This window comes from Streptomyces sp. NPDC058469, from assembly GCF_042721125.1.
GTDB lineage: Bacteria > Actinomycetota > Actinomycetes > Streptomycetales > Streptomycetaceae > Streptomyces.
Genome location: NZ_JBHXME010000018.1, coordinates 21,405 through 40,545, shown reverse-complemented (window position 1 = coordinate 40,545; position 19,141 = coordinate 21,405). Strand labels below are relative to the sequence as shown.

The window sequence follows — 19,141 nt, the reverse complement described above, 5'->3', positions numbered from 1 at the left end:
AAACACATAACCCAACACAGAACCGAACACATCAAACCACAAATCCCCCCAGCCGTCACCATCAAAGTCAAACAAAAAACACCAAACTAAGAACACTAATCAAGGAACACTGAACAAGGTGAGCGCTTGATGCAGACCCCCACCTCTCTCGCCGCCGGGCTCCGGCTCCCCACCAACGGGCTGGACTACGCGATCCTGGCGATCTACTTCGTGGTCGTCCTCGGTATCGGCCTGGCCGCCCGCAGATCGGTGAAGACGAGCCTCGACTTCTTCCTCTCCGGGCGCTCCCTGCCCGCCTGGATCACCGGACTCGCCTTCATCTCGGCCAACCTGGCCGCCACCGAGATCCTCGGCATGGCCGCCAACAGCGCCCAGTACGGCGCCTACACCGTCCACTGGTACTGGATCGGCGCCATCCCCGCCATGGTCTTCCTCGGCCTGGTGATGATGCCCTTCTACTACGGCTCGAAAGTGCGCTCGGTCCCCGAGTTCCTGCTGCTGCGCTTCGACAAGGCCGCACACCTGCTGAGTTCGATCCTGTTCGCCTTCGCCGCGATCCTGATCGCGGGCGTGAACCTGTACGCCCTCGCGATCGTCGTCGAGGCGCTGCTGGGCTGGCCGCAGTGGGTGGCGATCATCGTCGCCGGTGCCTTCGTGCTCGCGTACATCACCCTCGGCGGTCTGTCGTCGGCGATCTACAACGAGGTGCTCCAGTTCTTCGTGATCCTGGCGGCCCTCATCCCGATCTCCTACCTCGGCCTGAAGAAGGTCGGCGGCTGGGACGGGCTGACCCACAAGCTCGACGCGGCCCACGGCCACAACTTCACCACCGCGTGGGGCGGCACCGGCATCGGCAGTGTCAACCCGCTCGGTGCGAACTGGCTGACCATCGTGCTGGGGCTTGGCTTCGTGCTGTCCTTCGGCTACTGGACGACCAACTTCGCCGAGGTGCAGCGCGCCCTGTCCGCGAAGAACCTGTCCGCGGCCCAGCGCACCCCGCTGATCGCCGCGTATCCGAAGGTCTTCATCGTGTTCCTGGTGATGATCCCGGGCCTGGTCGCCGCGGCGCTCGTCCCGAAGATCGGCACCAGCGGCTCGGACCTGCAGTACAACGACGCGATCCCGTACCTGATGCAGGAGTTGCTGCCCAACGGCGTCCTGGGCATCGCGGTGACCGGTCTGCTGGCGGCCTTCATGGCCGGTATGGCGGCCAACGTGTCGTCCTTCAACACGGTGTTCACCAACGACATCTGGGGCAAGTACGTCGTCACCGACCGCGAGGACGAGTACTACGTGCGCTTCGGCCGCCTCATCACGGTGATCGGCGTAGCGGCCTCGGTAGGCACGGCCTTCCTCGCCTCGTCGTTCTCGAACATCATGAGCTACCTCCAGACGCTGTTCTCCTTCTTCAACGTGCCGATGTTCGTCGTCTTCATCGTCGGCATGTTCTGGAAGAAGGCCACCCCGAAGTCCGGCTTCTGGGGACTCCTCGCGGGCACGGTCACCGCGATGGTGAACTACTTCTGGATCTACAAGCAGGGGATCATCTCCATCCCCTCCGACCAGGGCGCCAACTTCGTCTCCGCCATCGCCGGCTTCGTCGCCGGTGCGGTGGTCATGTTCGTCGTGTCCCTGTTCACCCAGCCCAAGTCGGCCGAACAGCTCCAGGGCCTCGTCTACGGCACGACCAGCCCCGGCATGACCGAGGCGCCGGCCGCGGGCGACGACGCGTGGTATCGCCGGCCCGCGCTCCTCGGCTGGGGCGCGGTGATCCTGGCCGCCGTCTGCTACATCCCGTTCTCGTTCTAGTCGCGGGAGGATTGAGAGACCATGTCTGAGAACTCCGGACACTCGGGGCACGACGTCCAGCGCGAGGTCAGCGAGCTGGAGGGCAAGTCCACGACGGCGTCCCGCCTGTTCGATCTGCGGCTGATCATCGGGGGGTTGTTCGTCGTCTACGGCGTCATCGTCACGATCGCGGGGATCAGTCCGTCGCAGGCCACGCTCGACAAGGCCGAGGGCGTCAACATCAATCTGTGGACCGGGATTGCGATGTTGCTGCTGGGCATCTTCTTCCTGGGCTGGCTGAAGTTGCGGCCGGTACCTCCGGTGGAGGTGGTGACGGAGGAGGAGGAAGACGGGGCTTAGGTCGTCTGCCGGGTGCGGGTGGACTGTGGCTGGTCGCGCAGTTCCCCGCGCCCCTTGGGTGTCGGTGCCGGCCGTGTTGTGCAGTGCGCCCACGCGGCGGAGCCGCACATCGGTACAGCCCCGCGCCCCTTGGGTGTCGGTGCCGGCCGTGTTGTGTGGCGGGCCCGCGCTGTCCAACAGACCCCTGCCAGCTGGTCGCGCCCACGCGGCAGAGCCGCACATCGGCACAGCCCCGCGCCTCTTAGGTGTCGGTGCCGAACGTGTTGTGCAGTGGGCCCGCGCGGCGGAGCCGCACATCGGTACGGTCTCGGGCCTCTCAGGTGTCGGTGCTGGTCGTGTTGTACAGCGGGGCCGCCCTGTCCAACAGTCCTGTACGGGCCGCCAGTGCCGCCGCCTCCAGCCTCGAACCCACTCCCAGTTTCATCAGGACGCGTTGGACGTGAGTGCGGGCCGTGGACGGAGCGATGCCCATGCCCGCCGCTATCAGGCGGGTGTCCTCGCCGTCTGCTACCCGGACCAGGACCTCGACCTCCCTCGGGGTGAGCATCTGCAGCAACCGCTGGCCCTCGTCATCGGGTTGGGCTGCCGGGTTCAGGAGCTCGCTGAAGGCACCCTGCAGCAACTGTGGTGCTACCGCCGCCTCGCCCGCCCTTGCCTTCATGATCGCCCGCTCCACGCCCTCGATGCGCTCGTCGTGCCGGACGTAGCCGGACGCGCCCGCCGCGAAGGCCGCCGCGATGCCTCGGGGGCTCGGGACCGGGCCCAGGACCAGGACCGCGACCTGTGGACGCTCGCGCTTGATCTTCACCACCGGGTCGAAGATGCCCGGTTCGGCCGGTGTGGCCGTGCCGATCAGGCACACCTCGGGGGCGCGCGTGATCACCAGCTCCGCCGCGCCTGCCGCAGGCGCCGCCGCCGCCAGCACCCGGTGTCCCCGCAGCTTCAGCGCCGAGGCCAATGCCTCGGCGAGCAATCGGTGGTCGTCGACCACCATCAGCCGCACTCCCATCGAGCAACCCCCCAGTCCCCCCAATGGATGCCCACTATGGATGCCCACCGGTCCCCAAGAACAGAGGGCCCCCAGCACCCCCGCGCTTCATGCCCCCGGAAGCTACACGCTTGTTCGACGTTGCGCTGCCCCTACAGGAGAGAAGTGCCCCGGATCGACTGACTTTTTCGCATTCCTCGTATTCGGGGGTGATGAGCGGTACGCGCACGGCCCCGCCCCTGAGCAGGGACGGGGCCGGGTCCTTGGAGCGGTTGGATCAGCCGGTGGTGCCGAACGCGATCGCCAGGTCCTTGTCGTCGGTGGAGGACGACGAGGGCTTGTCCGCGTAGACCGCCGACATGTAGAGGTGGCCCTCCGCGTAGAGGATCTCCGCGTAGTCCGGCAGGAAGCTGGTCTCCTTCCCCCGTACCGTCTCCGTGCTCGGGTTCTCCAGCAGCTTCGTCTCCTTGAAGGAGGTGCCGTCGATGCTGACGATCTGGCCGCCCTTGTCGTAGGGCGGGGACTTGTAGGCGAGGAGGTTGCTGCCGTCCATGCGCAGCGGGGTGACGGTGTAGCCGTCGCCCGCGTCGGCGCGCTGGCCGGTCTGCTTGCCGGTGCCGAGGTCGAAGGCGACGATCTCGTTGGTCCGGCTGTAGGAGTCGCCGGACCCGTCGTGCTCCTCGGTCGGCACGTACAACCGGTCGTTCCCCACGGCCAGTTCGGTGCAGTACTCGACGCGCGTGATGCCGTCGCAGCGGGCCGCGTACTGCTTGCCCGGCGCCGAGATGTGCGAGCGCAGCGCGCCCGTCTTGTTGTCGATGGAGAAGAAGTCCGAGATGCCGCTGCCGTCGCCCGCGCTGTCGCCGACGTCGGCCGCGACGACCAGCGGGTCGGTCGACACGATGCTCGCGTACTCGATGCCCTGGGCCATCTTGTAGTCCGAGAGCACCTTCCCGGAGACCGGGTCGATGGTCTGGATGTGCAGCACGGGCGAGTCGTACGTACCGCACCTGCGCACCGCGACCAGCTTGGCGCCGCCGCCGTAGCCTGCGTCGTAGCAGTCGGCGACCTTCGGGCTCCACAGGACCTTGCCGGTGGAGATGTCGAAGGCGGCGCCGCCGTCGGTGCTGCCCACGGCGACCGTGTTCGCGCTGACGGTGACGTTCTCGAAACTGATCGGCTGGTCACCGGAGTTGGCGGTCTTCGTCCACAGTTTGGTGCCCGCGTTCAGGTCGAGCGCCGCGATCTGGCTGCACCCGTGCGAGGGCTTGTCCTTGGTCGGCATGGCGGGCTCGTAGAGGATGGCTGTTCTGCCGTCCGTGGTCGCGTGCTTCGTCGCCTGGCAGACCGGGCCGGGGAGCTTGATCGTCCACTGCTTGGCGCCCGTGTCGCGGTTGTAGCCGACGACCTCGGCGCTGCCGCTCTTGGCGTACACCTTGTCGGTGAGCCAGGAACCGGAGGTCACCATGGTGTCGCTGACCTTGGGCATCGGGACCTGGAAGAGAACCTTGGACGCGGGGTCGGCGGGCGCCTTCTCCTTGCCTCCGGAAGTGGTGCCGCCCTTGTCGTCGGTGCCGCCCGTGGTGCCGCTGGAGCTCGCGGTGTTCTTCTTGTCGTCGTCCTTCTTGCCGGACGAGGACGAGGACGAGTACCAGATTCCGCCGCCGACGATCAGCGCGATCGCCACCACGGCGGCGGTGATGATCACCGCCGGTGCCCCGAACTTCCGTCCGCCGCCGCCCGGTTGGCCCGGCTGCGGGTGCAGCGGCATGGTCGGCTGCCCCGGGTAGCCGTAACCCGGCTGCTGGCCATAGGGGTTGGGCTGCTGACCGTACGGCTGCTGCGGTTGCTGCTGCGGCTGGGCGTACGGGTTCGGCTGCTGGCCCGGGTAGCCGTAGCCGGGCGGGGTCTGCGGGGGTCCCTGGGGCGGCTGAGGGGCTTGGGGCTGCTGGGGTGCCTGGGGATAGCCGTAGACCGGCTGCTGGGGCCCGGGCACCTGCGGGTAGCCGTAGCCCGGCGGGGGCTGGGGCGGCTGGCTCGGGGTCTGGGGCGGCTGCTGCGGGGGCTGGTCCTGGGGTGGGCCGAAGCCGCCCTGCTGCGGGGGCTGGTTCGGGGGTGGCGGTGGGGGCTGGGTCATGACGAGTACCTCGGGGAGGACGGCGGGGCGGGGAGAAGTCGGGGTCTCACTTGCCGTACGCGAGCATCAACTTCTCCTTCGTGTCGTCATTGCCGTTCAGCCGGGTCGACGAGATGTAGAAGCGCCCGTCGACGTAGTCGATGTCCCGCGAGAAGAAGCTCGACTCGATCTTCGCGGTGGCCGCCGGCATCCGCAGCAGCGTCGTCGTGGCGTGCGAGGAGCCGGCCGTGGGGACGGACACGACCTGGCCGCCCGCGTCGTAGGAGGCCCCGACGTACGCGAGGAGCTTGCCGCCCTGGACCTTGATCGGGACCATCGACACGGATGCGGGCGACTTGACGCGCCACTTCTCCTTGCCGGTGGCCAGGTCGATCGCCACGATCTGGTTGGCGCCGGTCGTCGCGTCCGTCGGCAGGTACAGGGTGGTCGCGTCGACCGCGACGCCCTGGCAGCCCTGGAGGTCCCGGTCGAGGAACGACGAACCGCACGACGGCGCGAAGGCGGCCTTGGAGTCGACCTGCGAACGGACCGAACCGTCGCTCTTCAGCGTCGAGATGTTCCAGTGCTTGTCGTCCGAGTCGGTCATGTAGAGGACGACCGGGTCCACGGAGTAAGTACGCGCCACCGTCCAGCCCTTGGGGATCGACTTGGTCCACCTGGCCTTGCCGGTCGCCGGGTCCAGCTCCTGCACCTCGTCGTGCTCGGTCGAGGAGCCCGCCCCGCAGGACGCGACGGAGATCAGCTTCGCGCCGCCCGCGAACGCGGTCGGGAAGCAGGCCGCGCCGTACTTCTTCTTCTCGTAGAGCTTCTTGCCGGTGTCGAGGTCGTACGCGATCCCGGACTCCCCGCGGCCCACCATCAGCGTCTTGCCGGTGACGGACAGCCCGATGCTGATCGCGCTGTCGAAGAGGTCGCCGTCCGGGACGATTCCGCTCCAGCCCTTCGCCCCGGTGTCCAGGTCGAGCTGCTGGAGGTGGTTGCACTTGGCGTTGTCGCTGACACCGCTCTCGTACGCCACGACGATCTTGCCGTTCGCCGACTTCGCCGGGGTGACCGCGCAGATCTTCTGCGGGAAGGTGATCGTGGGCCAGGTCGGGTTGCCGTTGCCGACGTTGTAGGCGACGAGTTCCTTGTACGCCGCCTTCACCGCCGTCTTCCCGGTGATCCACATGCCGGGGGCGTCGGCGCCGGAACCGGGCGCGTCCGGCGCCTCCTTGTACCAGAGCACCTTCGCCTCGCCGGACTTGCGGCCCGCGTTGAGGTCCTCGGGGTCCTTGCCGCCGTCGCCGCTGCCGTCGCCGGGGTTGGCGGGGTCGTCGACGGCGCTGCTGCCGGAGGGCGTGGGGCTGTCACTCTTCTCGGCCACCGGCTTCTTGCCGTCGCCGCCGCTCGTGACCGCCCACACCGTGCCGCCCACGACCAACAGCCCTGCCACCGCTGCCGCGATCACCAGCGCGGGCCGCCCCTTGAAGGGGTTGCGGGAGCCGCCGCCGGGGGGCGGCGGGGTGAACTGCGGCGAGGGCGGCGGGTATCCGTACCCGCCGTAGGGCGGCTGCTGACCGTAGGGGCCGGGCTGCTGGGGCCGGCCGTAGGGACCCGGCTGCGGCGGCTGGCCGTAGGGGCCGGTGGGCTGCTGGCCGTAGGGACCGGGCTGTTGCTGCTGCGGATAGCCGTAGCCCGGCTGCGGCGGAACCGGCGCCCCGAAGCCGCCCGGCGGTGACGGTGGCTGTGGCGGTTGGTTCGGCGGCGCTCCGTAACCACCGGACGGCGGCTGTTCGGGCGGCTGAGTCATCAGCGGCTCCCCCTCGTTCACTGATTTTTAGCCACGCCCTGAGGTTCGCGAAGGACCCAGAGTCGTATTCAGACAGTGCTCAGACAGTTCTCAGACGGCTCTTTCTATCACCCGGCTGTCCATGAAGAACGGGCCGGTTCACCCCTGTTCCCAAGGGAGGACCGGCCCGTGACGCCCCCGTTATGCGCCTTCACTCACCCTTCACGCGTCCTCGGCGAGTTCCAGCCACCGCATCTCCAGCTCGTCCCGCTCGCCGCTCAAGTCCCGCAGTTTCGCGTCCAGTTCGGCCACCTTCGCGAAGTCCGTGGCGTTCTCGGCGATCTGTGTGTGCAGCTTGGCCTCCTTCTCGGAGACCTTGTCCAACTGCCGCTCGATCTTCTGGAGTTCCTTCTTCGCGGCCCGCTGGTCGGCGGCGCTGACCGCCGGTGCGGCCTTCTCCACGACGGGGACGGCGGCCGCGGCCACTTCCTCCATACGGTGGCGCCGCTCCAGGTACTCGTCGATACCGCGCGGCAGCATCCGCAGGGTCGCGTCGCCGAGGAGGGCGAACACCTTGTCGGTGGTGCGCTCGACGAAGAACCGGTCGTGGGAGATCACGATCATCGACCCGGGCCAGCCGTCGAGGACGTCCTCCAGCTGGGTCAGGGTCTCGATGTCGAGGTCGTTCGTGGGCTCGTCGAGGAAGAGGACGTTGGGCTCGTCCATCAGCAGCCGCAACAGCTGGAGCCGCCGCCGCTCACCACCGGACAGATCCCCGACCGGCGTCCACTGCTTCTCCTTGTTGAAGCCGAACGTCTCGCACAGCTGCCCGGCGGTCATCTCCCGCCCCTTGCCGAGATCGACGCGCTCCCTCACCTGCTGCACGGCCTCCAACACCCGCAGCGTGGGCTTGAGTTCGGCCACCTCCTGCGAGAGGTAGGCGAGCTTCACCGTCTTTCCCACGACGACCTTGCCGGCCGCGGGCTGGGTCTCGCCGTCACTGCGGGCGGCCTCCGTCATGGCCCGCAGCAGGGAGGTCTTTCCGGCGCCGTTGACGCCGACCAGGCCGATGCGGTCGCCGGGGCCGAGGTGCCAGGTGATGTGCTTCAGGAGGACCTTCGGGCCGGCCTGGACGGTCACGTCCTCCAGGTCGAACACGGTCCGGCCCAGGCGCGAGGAGGCGAACTTCATCAGCTCGCTGGAGTCGCGCGGCGGCGGCACGTCCGCGATCAGTTCGTTGGCGGCCTCGACGCGGAAGCGCGGCTTGGACGTACGGGCGGGGGCGCCGCGGCGCAGCCAGGCCAGCTCCTTGCGGACCAGGTTCTGCCGCTTGGTCTCCTCGGTGGCGGCGATGCGCTCGCGCTCGGCGCGGGCGAAGACGTAGTCGGTGTAGCCGCCCTCGTACTCGAAGACGTCGCCCTTCTGCACGTCCCACATCCGGGTGCAGACCTGGTCCAGGAACCACCGGTCGTGGGTCACGCAGACGAGCGCGGAACGCCGCTCGCGCAGATGCCGGGCGAGCCAGGCGATGCCCTCGACGTCGAGGTGGTTCGTCGGCTCGTCCAGGACGACCAGGTCCTGGTCCTCGATGAGCAGCTTGGCGAGCGCGATACGGCGGCGCTCGCCACCGGAGAGCGGCGCGATGACGGTGTCCAGGCCCTGCGGGAAGCCGGGCATGTCGAGCCCGCCGAAGAGTCCGGTCAGTACGTCGCGGATCTTGGCGTTGCCCGCCCACTCGTGGTCGGCCATGTCCCGGATGACCTCGTGGCGGACGGTCGCCTCCGGGTCGAGGGAGTCGTGCTGGGTGAGGACGCCGAGGCGGAGTCCGCCGGAGTGGGTGACACGTCCGGTGTCGGACTCCTCCAGCTTGGCGAGCATCCGGATCAGCGTGGTCTTGCCGTCACCGTTGCGGCCCACGACCCCGATCCGGTCCCCTTCGGAGACACCGAGCGAGACGCCGTCGAGCAGGGCACGGGTGCCGTACACCTTGCTGACGTTCTCGACATTGACCAGGTTGACGGGCATTTCTCTCCTGACAGGGGGGACGGTCAGCCTCCCAGGGTAGGCGCTGTGCTGCCCTTGCCGCGAAGTGCCGTCTTTTGGCTGCGGCTCCGTCGTGGCTGGTCGCGCCCACGCGGCGGGGCCGCACATCGACACAGCCCCGCGCCCCTGAAAGCGTCCCGTCCCCCCGTTGTCAGGTCAGCGAGTTGCCGCTGCCGTCCTGACCTCGGCCAGCAAGTCGTACATCGTCTGCCCCGGGCAGTCCGTCTGGAGCCAGTCCCTGTGGCCGCTGACCGTCTCGTTGTCCTTCTTCACGCCGTTCACCGGGTTGGTGTACGTGATCTTCGCCTGGGGGTCGAGGCCCTTGAAGCGGGCGATGACCTTGATCAGGCGGATCAACGAGGCCTTCGCCGCGTCCGTGGGTGCCTGGGCCACGAGGTTGCCGATGAGGGCGATGCCGAGGTTGCCGGAGTTGAAGCCCGCCGTGTGGAAGGCGGTGACGAGGTTGCCGTCCTTGTCGAAGGCCGGGATCGGGTCGTCGCCGGAGTAGCGGCCCTCGTAGACGATGCCCGCCTCGTCGATGAGGAAGTGGTAGCCGATGTCGCCCCAGTCGAGGGTGATCGCGTGGTACTCGTAGATCCCGCGGACGGTCGCGGCCGGGTCCGGGTCGGCGTTCGGGGTGTCCGTGTGGTGGACCGTGACCGACTGCAACGGGTAGTACACCTCGGGCGAGTTGACCTTGCCGTCCTTGTACCGCTTCGACTCGTCGGCGCCCCAGGCCGGGCGCGAGAGGTAGCGGACGCCGCGGACGCGGGTCGCCTCGGACGGCACGTGGAAGGTGCGGTCGGGGCCCCGGGTGCAGTCGATCGCGACCGAGCGCACGTCGCTCGCCCCGGCCGGTGCCTTCACCTCGTAGCGGGTGGCCTCGTCGGCCGCGACCAGGGCCGTACCGCCGCCGTCCACGGTCGCGCAACCGCTGCCCGTCTGCTGCCAGTCGCCGTCCGCGAGGCGGATGCCGGCGCCGTCCTGGTCGCCGGTCCAGCGCAGGCCGACGTAGGACGCGGCGAAGGTCGTGGTGGCCGGTGCGGTGCCGGTGGCGGTGGCGGAGCGGGTGGCCGGGAAGGACTCGGGCTTGGTGCCGGTGGGGGCGGCATCGGTGCTCGTGGAGCCGGAGTCGGAGCCGGAGTCGGTGGCCGCGAACACCACCGGGGTCAGGGCGGCCCCGGCTGCTACGGCTCCGGCGGCCCCTATCGCGCCGCGACGCGAGAGGGACCGCTTCCTGCGGTGGGACGGTGTGGGGGACGGCGGTGTGGGGGTTTCGGACACGGAAGTGACCCTTCCAGCAGTGCACTTGACACTTGACGGCGCACGCCCATCAGGCGCTTGAAGTATCAAGCGACCCTATCCGTCCCACCCGCCCCACTTGTACCGCGATTGCGGTACATCTGTGTGGAGATGGCGCGAAGAGAAGGAGATGGTGCGAAGAGTGCCTCAGGCACCGGCCCCGCGCAGCCGCTGCCGCGCGATCAGGGCCGACGCCGGCGCCAACCCCCGCCCGCCCGCGGCCTGTTGCTCCCCCACCGGCATGTCGTCGCGCATCAGGCCCTCGGGGATGAGCACCGCGGCCGTGACCCCGCCGCTCGACGAGTGCCGTACCTCCACGCGCAGTCCCTGCCGTTCGCGCAGCCGGTTGACCACGAAGAGGCCGATCTGCTTGGCGTCGAGGAGGTCGACCTTCTCGGACTGGATCTTGCGGTTGGCGTCGGCCATCGCGTCGTCCTTCATGCCGAAGCCGCTGTCCTCGATCTCGATGAGGACGCCCTCCCGCATCCGGGCCGCGCGCAGCTGCACCTGGGTGCTGGGCGGCGAGAAGGCCGCCGCGTTCTCGACGAGTTCGGCGAGCAGATGGATCACGTCGGCGACGGAACCGCCGGTCAGCGACACCTTCGGTACGGCCCAGATCTGTACCCGGGCCGAGTTCTCGATCTCGCCGACGGCCGCGCGCAGGATGTCGGACAGCGGGATCGGGTCCCGCCAGCCGCGGCCGGGCGCGATCCCGGACAGGATCAGCAGGCTCTCGGAGTGCCGGCGCATGCGCGTGGCCAGGTAGTCCACGCGGTACAGCTCGTGCAGTTCGGCCGGGTCCCGCTGTCTGCGCACCATCGCGTCGAGGAGGTCCAGCTGGCGGTGGAGCAGCACCTGGCTGCGGCGGGCCAGGCTGACGTACACCCCGGAGATCCCGCTGAGGAGTTCGGCGCGCTCGGAGGCGGCCTTGAGGGCGGCGCGCTGGACGGCGGTGAGGGCGGTGCCGACCTGGGCCAGTTCGTCTCCGGCGAGGCGGCGCATGGGGGCCTCGGCGTCGATGTCGACACCCTGGCCCGCGTGCAGCCTGCGCATGGCCTGCGGGAGGCGGCGCCCCGCCACTTCGAGGGCGGAGTTGCGCAGGTCGAGGAGTTCGACGATGAGGCCGCGGCCGACGAGCACGGAGACGAGCAGCGACAGCAGCACGCCGACCAGGCCGAGCACGACGGCGACCCCGGAGGCGCCGAGCGTGTCCCAGCCGAACGGGTCGGCGGCGGCCGTGGCTCCCGTACCGGCCTCGGTCTCGGCCGTGTCGAGCCCCTTGAGGACTCCGCTCACGGTGGAGTCCCAGCCCTTGAGGAAACCGGCGGACGCGGCCGAGGTGCCGGGGCCCGCGCTGCGCACCCGGTTCTCGACCGCCTGGAGCTGGGAGTACCCGCTGCCGTCGAGGACCTTGCGGTACGCCGTCCGGTGTTCGGCGTTGAGGTCGGCGACCGCGGGTGCGAGCAGCTCGCGCCGCGTGGCCACGGCACCGACGAACAGCGCGTACTGCTCCTTCGTCAGCTCGCCCCCGGTGCGGGCGGCGCCGAGGAGCGCCTGTTCCTGGGCGACGGCCTCGCGGGCCCGGGACAGTTCGAGCACCACGCGTGCCTCGGAGGCGTCGGCGGCGGTCTTGTCGCCGGTGAGGGCGCCGGTGACGGAGAAGCCGTGCTCGACGATCGCCGAGTAGTCGCCGTACGTGGTCGTCGACTTGGCGCCCTTGGCGGTGGCGTCCGCGCGGAGTGCCGCCAGGCCGTCGGCGTCGGCCTCCAGCTTGTCGATACGGCCGGGCAGCGTGGAGTCGATGAGCGCCGCGTCCGAGCTGGAGTCGTTGACGCCGTCGCGCAGGACGGAGGCGGCCCTGTCGGTGACCCCGGTGGCGCGCTTGAAGGCGCCCGGGGCGTCCGCGTGGCGCAGGACGGCGGTCCGCTCGCCCTGCACGGCGGTGACGAACTCGGCGACGGGGGTGAGGAGTTCGGAGTTGACGTCCTTGGCGGTCTCGGTGCCGGCGATGCTCGACGCGGTGGTGACCGCGGCGAAGCCCCACAGGGCCATCAGGGACACGACGGGCAGCATCAGCAGGGCGACGATCTTCGCGCGGACCGATCTGGGGCGCAGTCGGGCCGACGCACGGAGGACACGCATGGGAGACCTCGTTCAGGGGAAGTGCGGGGTGGTTCGTACGGCGGCCGCGGCCCGGGGAGTCGGGGCCGTGCCGTGCGGGGAGAGCCGAAGCCGGCTCAGACCATGGCGAGTTCGATCTCGCGCAGCGCATCGGGGTTGGTGGCCCCGGGAGTTGGGGCGGGCGCCGATCGGACTGTCGAAGCCCGACTCGGACCCGGGTGGGTTCGACCTCGCGGAACAACTCGGCGCCCATGAACCCGGGAAGGCGGGCCCGCGCCGACGGGAGGGCCGAAGCCCGGTTCGGACCGGGACGACGGGTCCGACCCACTCGGCGCCCACGTCCCGGGAGTTGGGGTCCGTCGCCGTGTGGAGATACGAACCCGGCTCGGACCGCGGCGGGTTCGGCTCCGTTCGGCAACCGGCGTCGACGCCCCCGGGAAGAGGGGCCGTTGCCGGTTCGGGCTCGCGCGGCGACCCGCGTCGACAGCTCGGGGCATGGGAGTCGGGGCGGTCGAAGTCCGTTCAGACCGTGGCCAGTTCGACCTCGCGCAGCAGCTCGGCGGCGATGGCCGACTCGTGGCGCTTGCCGGTCGGGGAGAGGGCGACGTACGCGGACGCCAGGAAGAGGAACGAGCCGAGCACGACGGCGAGCGGGAAGATGAACTCCGTGGCGGTGGCGCCGGAGAGGGTCGCGCTGCTGGGCGCGAGGGCGACGCTCACGGCGTACATCCCGGTGTAGTGCATGCTGCTGACCGCGAGCCCCATGACGAGGGCGGCGAGGGTGGCGAGGACCGGGCCGCGCACGACCAGGGTGAGGGTGAGTGCGGCGGTCGCGGCGACGACGGCGATCGCGACGGAGGCGATGACGAGCCGGGGGTCGTAGTCGATCTCGCCGTGCAGGTCGAGGGCTGCCATGCCGGTGTAGTGCATGGCGGCGACGCCGAGGCCGGTGCCGATACCGCCGAAGGCGACGGAGGTGACGCGGGAGCGGCCGTATCCGGCGGTGAAGACGCCTGCGGCGACCACGCCGATGGACATCAGCAGGCTGAGGACGGTGAGCGGGACGTCGTAGCGGATGGGGGTGCCTTCGACGCTGAAGCCGAGCATGGCCACGAAGTGCATGGTCCAGATGCCGGAGCCGATGGCGACGGAGGCGAGGGTCAGCCAGTTCCGCTTGGAGGCGCCGTCCGCCTCAAGTGCCCTTACGGTGCAGCGCAGTCCGAGCGCGGCGCCGACGCAGGCCATCGCGTAGGACAGGACCGGGGTGACCCAGCCCGCGCTGAAGTGATCCATGTGGCCCATAGGGAGGTTCCTCTCGGGCGTGGCGCGGCGAGACCGCGCGCGCAGGGAGTACCGCCGGTAACGAGGACCGGGGGTCGGCTGATCATGCCAGCCGTACCTCTGGGACAGAGGGCGCGAAAGGGACCTTGAGGTCGATTGGTGAACATTAAATCAATGTGGTTTGGATAACACCGAACATGCGCATTTTTGCAGGTCAGGCGGGTGTTCCGTGGACCTCGCGTGAAGGTCGGTCGATCACGGTCACCCCCGCCGCCGGAGCCGTCGCCGTCCGTACCGTCCGGCAGGTCCCGGAGGCCGCCAGCGCCTCCGCCACCTTCGCCGCCGACCCGGGGTCGCGGACGAGGAACGCCGTCGTCGGGCCCGAGCCGGAGACGAGCGCGGCGAGGGCACCCGCGGAGCGGCCCGCGGCGAGGGTGTCGGCGAGTTCCGGGAAGAGCGAAAGGGCGGCGGGCTGAAGGTCGTTGGAGACGGCGGCGGCGAGCGCGTCCGGGTCGCCCTTCGCCAGCGCGTCGAGCAGCGCCTGCGAGGCGACCGGCTCGGGGATGTGGGTCCCCTCCCCCAGCCGGTCGAACTCCCGGAACACCGCCGGGGTCGACAGCCCCCGCTCCGCCATCGCGAACACCCAGTGGAAGGTGCCCCCGACCTCCAGGACGGTCAGCTTCTCGCCGCGCCCGATGCCGAGTGCCGCCCCGCCCACCAGACTGAACGGCACATCGCTGCCCAACTCCGCGCAGATGTCGAGCAGTTCGGCCCGCGAGGCACCGGTGCCCCACAGCGCGTCGCACGCCACGAGCGCGCCGGCTCCGTCCGCACTGCCGCCCGCCATGCCGCCGGCGACGGGGATGTCCTTGGCGATGTGGAGATGCACGGCGGGGTCACGGCCGTACCGCTCGGCCAGCGCCACGGCCGCCCGCGCCGCCAAGTTCGTACCGTCCAGCGGCACTTGGGCCGCGTCCGGGCCCACGCAGGTGACACGGAGTTCGTCGGCCGGGGTCACGGTGACCTCGTCGTAGAGGCCGACCGCGAGGAAGACGTTGGCCAGGTCGTGGAAGCCATCGGCACGCGCGGCACCCACCGCGAGCTGGACGTTGACCTTGGCGGGGACGCGGACGGTGACGCTCACTTGCCGGGCTCCTTGTGGTGGGGACGGTCACTTGCCGGGTTCGTTGTGCTGGGCGGCCTCGGCCCGGGTGTCCCGCGCAGCCGTCGTCTTCGGCGCGGGCGCGTCCTGCCCGGCGTGCGCGGTGCGGTCGGCGTCTGCCTCATCCCCGGCGCCCAGCTTGTTCTCGGTACCCGCCTTGCCCTCGGCACCCGCTTTGCCCTCGGCACCCGCTTTGCCCTCGGCACCCGCCTCGGCCTCAGCACCCGCCTTGTTCTCCGCGATGCGCGTGAACTCCTCCACCGTGAGCGACTCGCCCCGGGCCTGGGGCGAAACCCCGGCCGCCACCAGTGCCGCCTCCGCCGCTGCCGCCGAGCCCGCCCAGCCCGCGAGCGCCGCCCGCAAGGTCTTGCGGCGTTGTGCGAACGCCGCGTCGACCACTGCGAACACCTCGCGCCTCGTAGCTGTCGTCTTCAGTGGCTCGGGCCTGCGGGTCAGGGCCACCAGGCCGCTGTCCACGTTCGGCGCGGGCCAGAAGACGGTACGGCCGATGGAACCGGCCCGCTTGACCTCGGCGTACCAGTTCGCCTTGACGGACGGGACGCCGTACACCTTCGAACCGGGCGGTGCGGCCAGCCGGTCGGCGACCTCCGCCTGGACCATCACCAACGTGCGCTCGATGCTCGGGAAGTGCTCCAGCATGTGCAGCAGCACCGGTACGGCCACGTTGTACGGCAGGTTGGCGACCAGCGCGGTCGGGGCGGGACCCGGCAACTCCGTCACCTGCATCGCGTCGGAGTGCACCAGCGCGAAACGCTCGGCCCGCTCGGGCATCCGGGCCGCGACCGTCGCCGGGAGCGCGCTCGCGAGGACGTCGTCGATCTCCACGGCGGTGACCCGGTCGGCGACTTCGAGGAGCGCCAGCGTGAGCGAGCCGAGCCCCGGCCCGACCTCCACGACCACGTCGTCGGGGCGAACGTCTGCGGTGCGGACGATACGGCGGACCGTGTTCGCGTCGATCACGAAGTTCTGGCCGCGCTGTTTTGTGGGGCGTACGCCGAGGGCTGCCGCCAGTTCGCGGATTTCGGCGGGGCCCAGGAGGGCGTCGGGGAGGGGGTTGCTGCTCACGGCACCTAGGTTACGGGGCCGTTCTTCGTCTGCGGGTCCGCTGTGGCTGGTCGCGCAGTTCCCCGCGCCCCTGGGGGGTCTGGGGGGCTGGCGCCCCCAGACGCCCCAGACCCCTCAGAACCCCAGAACCCCAGACCTCCGCCCCTCAGCCGTGCAGCCTCGTTCCGCAGTGCGGCCATGGGCTCGAACCCCGTCGTACGTACAGCCTCTTCGCTCGGAAGGTCTGTTCCTCCGCGCTCGCGTCCTGCGGACGTCCGCTCCCGCCCAGGCTGTGCCAGGTGTGGGTGTCGAACTGGTAGAGGCCGCCGTACGTCCCCGAAGGGTCCACCGCGCCGGGGCGGCCGCCGGACTCGCACGTCGCCAGGCCGTGCCAGTTCAGCTGATCCGCGCCCTGGACCGACGTGGGCATCGGTTTCGTGCCCACCTTCACGAGCTGCGAGCGGGGCTCCCGCACCAGCTCGTCGTCCACCCGGCGTGGCTTCTCCTTGACGCCGTTCACCGTGCGGAGGGCGTAGGTGACCCGGCGCACGCCCAGCCGGCCTGCCCGTTCCACGACCTCCGTGCCCTTGAACAGGGTGGGGTCGTCCTTGCGCTCGACCTTGAAGGGGATGGCCTCCTCGCGGACCTCGCGCGTCCCCGTCACCCGCAGGACCGTGATCGTCTGGCCGTCGCGCGGGAAGGTGGTCTGCGGAACCGACGTGGTGTCCTCGCCGTGCAGGCCGATGCCCGCCTCCTGGACCGCCTCGCCGACCGTCGCCGCGTTGGTGCGGATCGTGCGGGCGCGGCCGTCGGCCATGATCGTGACGGTGCGTTCGGTGCGCACGTCGAGGGCGAGTCCGGCGCGGCCGATCGGCTGGGAGCGCGAGGTGGAGACGTACGCGCCCTCGGCCCGCACGCCGAGTTGTTCGAGGGCTCCGTCGACCGTGCGTGCCGTCGTCCACACCTCGCGCCGGTGCCCGTCGATGGTGAGCCGTACGGGGCGGCCGTAGCGCACCGCGACCTCGTCGCCGCTGGCGAGGGTCGCGTCGCGGCCGGGGGCCACCACGTCGTGCGCGCCGACGTCCACGCCCTGCTGGGCGAGGAGTTCGGGGACGTCGTCGGCGAAGGTGTGCAGCGTGCGCGGCTCGCCGTCGACGCTCAGCTCGATCGCCTTGTCCTTGGCGACGAACGCGGTGGTGCCGCCGGCGAGGAACGCGACGACCAGCGCCTGTGGTACCAGCCGGCGCATCGCGGAGCCGGAGTCCGAACGCTCGGCTCTTCGCCGCCGCCCGTGCCGTGCCGGTGGCTCGCTCTCCGGCGGCACGGCGCCCGCCTGGCGCGGGAACACGGGTTCGTACGCCTCGTAGGCGGGGCGGTACGTGTCCTCGTACACCTCGGTGGGTCCGTCGGTGTACGCGTCGGCGCGCACTCCGCGGTCGTACGTCTCGTAGGTCTCGTAGTTGCTCACGCCGACACGCTCCAGAAGGCCACAGGGGTCCGGATCGGGCCAACAGAACCTAGCGGAGCGACCGTCACTCTCCAAAGCGACGCGGCTACCCAGAGTGTGTTCGATGAGGAGCCTGAGGGCTCAATAGCCGAAGGCTCGGGCCGTGTTCGCCGCGAGTGCCGTCGCCAGCGCGTCCTCCTCGATGCCCCGTACGGCCGCCATCGCGCGCACCGTGATCGGAATGAGATACGGGGCGTTGGGCCGTCCGCGGTACGGGGCGGGGGTGAGGAAAGGCGCGTCGGTCTCCACGAGGACCAGTTCGAGGGGGGCCACGGTGAGCGCGTCCCGCAGGTTCTGGGCGTTCTTGAAGGTGACCGTGCCGGCGAAGGACATGAAGTACCCGGCGCGGGCGCAGAGTTCGGCCATCTCGGCGTCGCCGGAGTAGCAGTGGAAGACCGTCCACTCGGGAGCGCCCTCCTCCTTGAGAACGCGGAGGACGTCGGCGTGCGCGTCGCGGTCGTGGATGACCAGGGCCTTGCCGTGCCGCTTGGCGATCTCGATGTGGGCGCGGAAGGACTTCTCCTGGGCCGCCTTGCCCTCGGGCCCGGTGCGGAAGTAGTCGAGGCCGGTCTCGCCGACGCCCTTGACCTGCTCCAGTCCGGCCAGGCGGTCGATCTCCGCGAGAGCCTCTTCGAGGGCCGTGTCGCCGCCCGGGACTCGCGCGCCCTGCCGGGACCACCCGTCGGGGTCACCGTGCACGATGCGCGGGGCTTCGTTCGGGTGCAGGGCGACCGTCGCGTGGACGGCCTCGTACCGGGCGGCCGTCTCGGCGGCCCAGCGGGAGCCCTTCAGGTCGCAGCCGACCTGCACGAGCGTCGTCACGCCGACCGACGCGGCCTTGGCGAGAGCCTCGTCCACCGTGCCGGACTGCATGTCGAGGTGGGTGTGGGAGTCGGCGACGGGCACCCGGAGGGGCTCCGGGAGCGGCGGTGCAGCGTTCTTCTCGCTGCCGCTGGAGGAAGGCATGCCCCGATCCTACGAAAGGGGCATGCCCGCCCGGTCGTCGGAGCCGGTCAGCTCGCCTTGCGGTGGAACGGGTGCAGGAGGTCGGACAGGTGCCAGTGGTGGTCCTTGTGCTCCGGCAGCGGGGTCACGGCGGCATCGTCGTCCGCGCCGCCGTCCTCCGCGGCCGTATCGGCTGCCGCCGCCGACCGGGCCCGCGGCGCCTGGTACTGCCGCTGCGCCGCCTCCCGTACCGACGAGACCTGGCCCGCGCGCATGATGCGCACGACATGTCCGTCGCAGTTGAGGCACGCGGGCCGGCTGAGCGGCGACGGCACGACCTGGCCCTCCGCCACGTACATCACGAACTGGTGGCCGTCGGTGTCGACGTGGTGCTCTATCTCGTACGACTGCTCCCAGCCGTGCCCGCACCGCATGCAGGCGAAGGAGTACGACTCGTTCACCACTGCGGTGGCACCGCCGCGGAGGCCGGTCTGCCCTGCGATCTCACTCATGCCAGCTCCTGCTTGCTTTCCGCTGGACAAGCGCCCCCGGCGAGGGGATTCCCCCCGGAATCCCGTTGGAGGCGAGGGACGGGTGCGTCCCTTCATCCAGTGGACGCCTCCAGCGGGGCGAACGCATCAGTCCTGTCGACTGTTGGAGGCGATTTGGAC

General features: G+C 70.3%; 14 protein-coding genes. 2 read left to right on the top strand and 12 right to left on the bottom strand.

What is annotated here, in order from left to right:
• The first annotated feature begins 129 nt into the window (after positions 1-129).
• Together ACFWP5_RS11980 and ACFWP5_RS11975 are read left to right on the top strand one after the other, a co-directional pair.
• Entirely contained in the window at positions 130-1,809 is a 1,680-nt protein-coding gene (locus tag ACFWP5_RS11980; RefSeq protein WP_384154069.1) for a sodium:solute symporter family protein, read from the top strand.
• Positions 1,810-1,830: 21 nt separating this feature from the next.
• Positions 1,831-2,148, top strand: coding sequence for a hypothetical protein (locus tag ACFWP5_RS11975; RefSeq protein WP_384154067.1), 318 nt, complete (start codon positions 1,831-1,833; stop codon positions 2,146-2,148).
• 316 nt (positions 2,149-2,464) lie between these two features.
• Here the strand turns inward: ACFWP5_RS11975 and ACFWP5_RS11970 are convergent, their stop codons facing one another.
• From ACFWP5_RS11970 to ACFWP5_RS11915, 12 genes are all read right to left on the bottom strand, one after another.
• Positions 2,465-3,157: a LuxR C-terminal-related transcriptional regulator gene (locus ACFWP5_RS11970; RefSeq protein WP_384154065.1), complete on the bottom strand. Its 693-nt coding sequence runs from the start codon at positions 3,155-3,157 to the stop codon at positions 2,465-2,467.
• A 256-nt stretch (positions 3,158-3,413) separates the two neighbouring features.
• Entirely contained in the window at positions 3,414-5,273 is a 1,860-nt protein-coding gene (locus ACFWP5_RS11965) for a PQQ-binding-like beta-propeller repeat protein (RefSeq protein ID WP_384154063.1), read from the bottom strand.
• Between the two features lie 46 nt (positions 5,274-5,319).
• Entirely contained in the window at positions 5,320-7,065 is a 1,746-nt protein-coding gene (locus tag ACFWP5_RS11960; protein WP_384154061.1) for a PQQ-binding-like beta-propeller repeat protein, read from the bottom strand.
• Positions 7,066-7,266: 201 nt separating this feature from the next.
• A complete protein-coding gene (locus ACFWP5_RS11955; RefSeq protein ID WP_384154059.1) occupies positions 7,267-9,069 on the bottom strand; it encodes an ABC-F family ATP-binding cassette domain-containing protein in 1,803 nt (600 codons plus the stop codon).
• Positions 9,070-9,243: 174 nt separating this feature from the next.
• Positions 9,244-10,251, bottom strand: coding sequence for an N-acetylmuramoyl-L-alanine amidase (locus ACFWP5_RS11950; RefSeq protein ID WP_384154155.1), 1,008 nt, complete (start codon positions 10,249-10,251; stop codon positions 9,244-9,246).
• Positions 10,252-10,536: 285 nt separating this feature from the next.
• Entirely contained in the window at positions 10,537-12,531 is a 1,995-nt protein-coding gene (locus ACFWP5_RS11945) for a nitrate- and nitrite sensing domain-containing protein (RefSeq protein WP_384154057.1), read from the bottom strand.
• Between the two features lie 501 nt (positions 12,532-13,032).
• A complete protein-coding gene (locus ACFWP5_RS11940) occupies positions 13,033-13,812 on the bottom strand; it encodes an MHYT domain-containing protein (protein ID WP_384154055.1) in 780 nt (259 codons plus the stop codon).
• A 193-nt stretch (positions 13,813-14,005) separates the two neighbouring features.
• On the bottom strand, positions 14,006-14,935 hold the full coding sequence (locus ACFWP5_RS11935) for a 4-(cytidine 5'-diphospho)-2-C-methyl-D-erythritol kinase (protein WP_384154053.1): 930 nt from the start codon (positions 14,933-14,935) through the stop codon (positions 14,006-14,008).
• Positions 14,936-14,962: 27 nt separating this feature from the next.
• The gene (gene rsmA, locus ACFWP5_RS11930) at positions 14,963-16,039 is read right to left on the bottom strand and encodes a 16S rRNA (adenine(1518)-N(6)/adenine(1519)-N(6))-dimethyltransferase RsmA (RefSeq protein WP_384154051.1); all 1,077 of its coding nucleotides are present in this window, start codon (positions 16,037-16,039) and stop codon (positions 14,963-14,965) included.
• 145 nt (positions 16,040-16,184) lie between these two features.
• The gene (locus ACFWP5_RS11925; protein ID WP_384154049.1) at positions 16,185-17,486 is read right to left on the bottom strand and encodes a ubiquitin-like domain-containing protein; all 1,302 of its coding nucleotides are present in this window, start codon (positions 17,484-17,486) and stop codon (positions 16,185-16,187) included.
• Between the two features lie 120 nt (positions 17,487-17,606).
• Entirely contained in the window at positions 17,607-18,491 is an 885-nt protein-coding gene (locus ACFWP5_RS11920; protein WP_384154047.1) for a TatD family hydrolase, read from the bottom strand.
• Between the two features lie 47 nt (positions 18,492-18,538).
• Entirely contained in the window at positions 18,539-18,982 is a 444-nt protein-coding gene (locus tag ACFWP5_RS11915; protein ID WP_384154045.1) for a hypothetical protein, read from the bottom strand.
• Between the last annotated feature and the right edge of the window lie 159 nt (positions 18,983-19,141).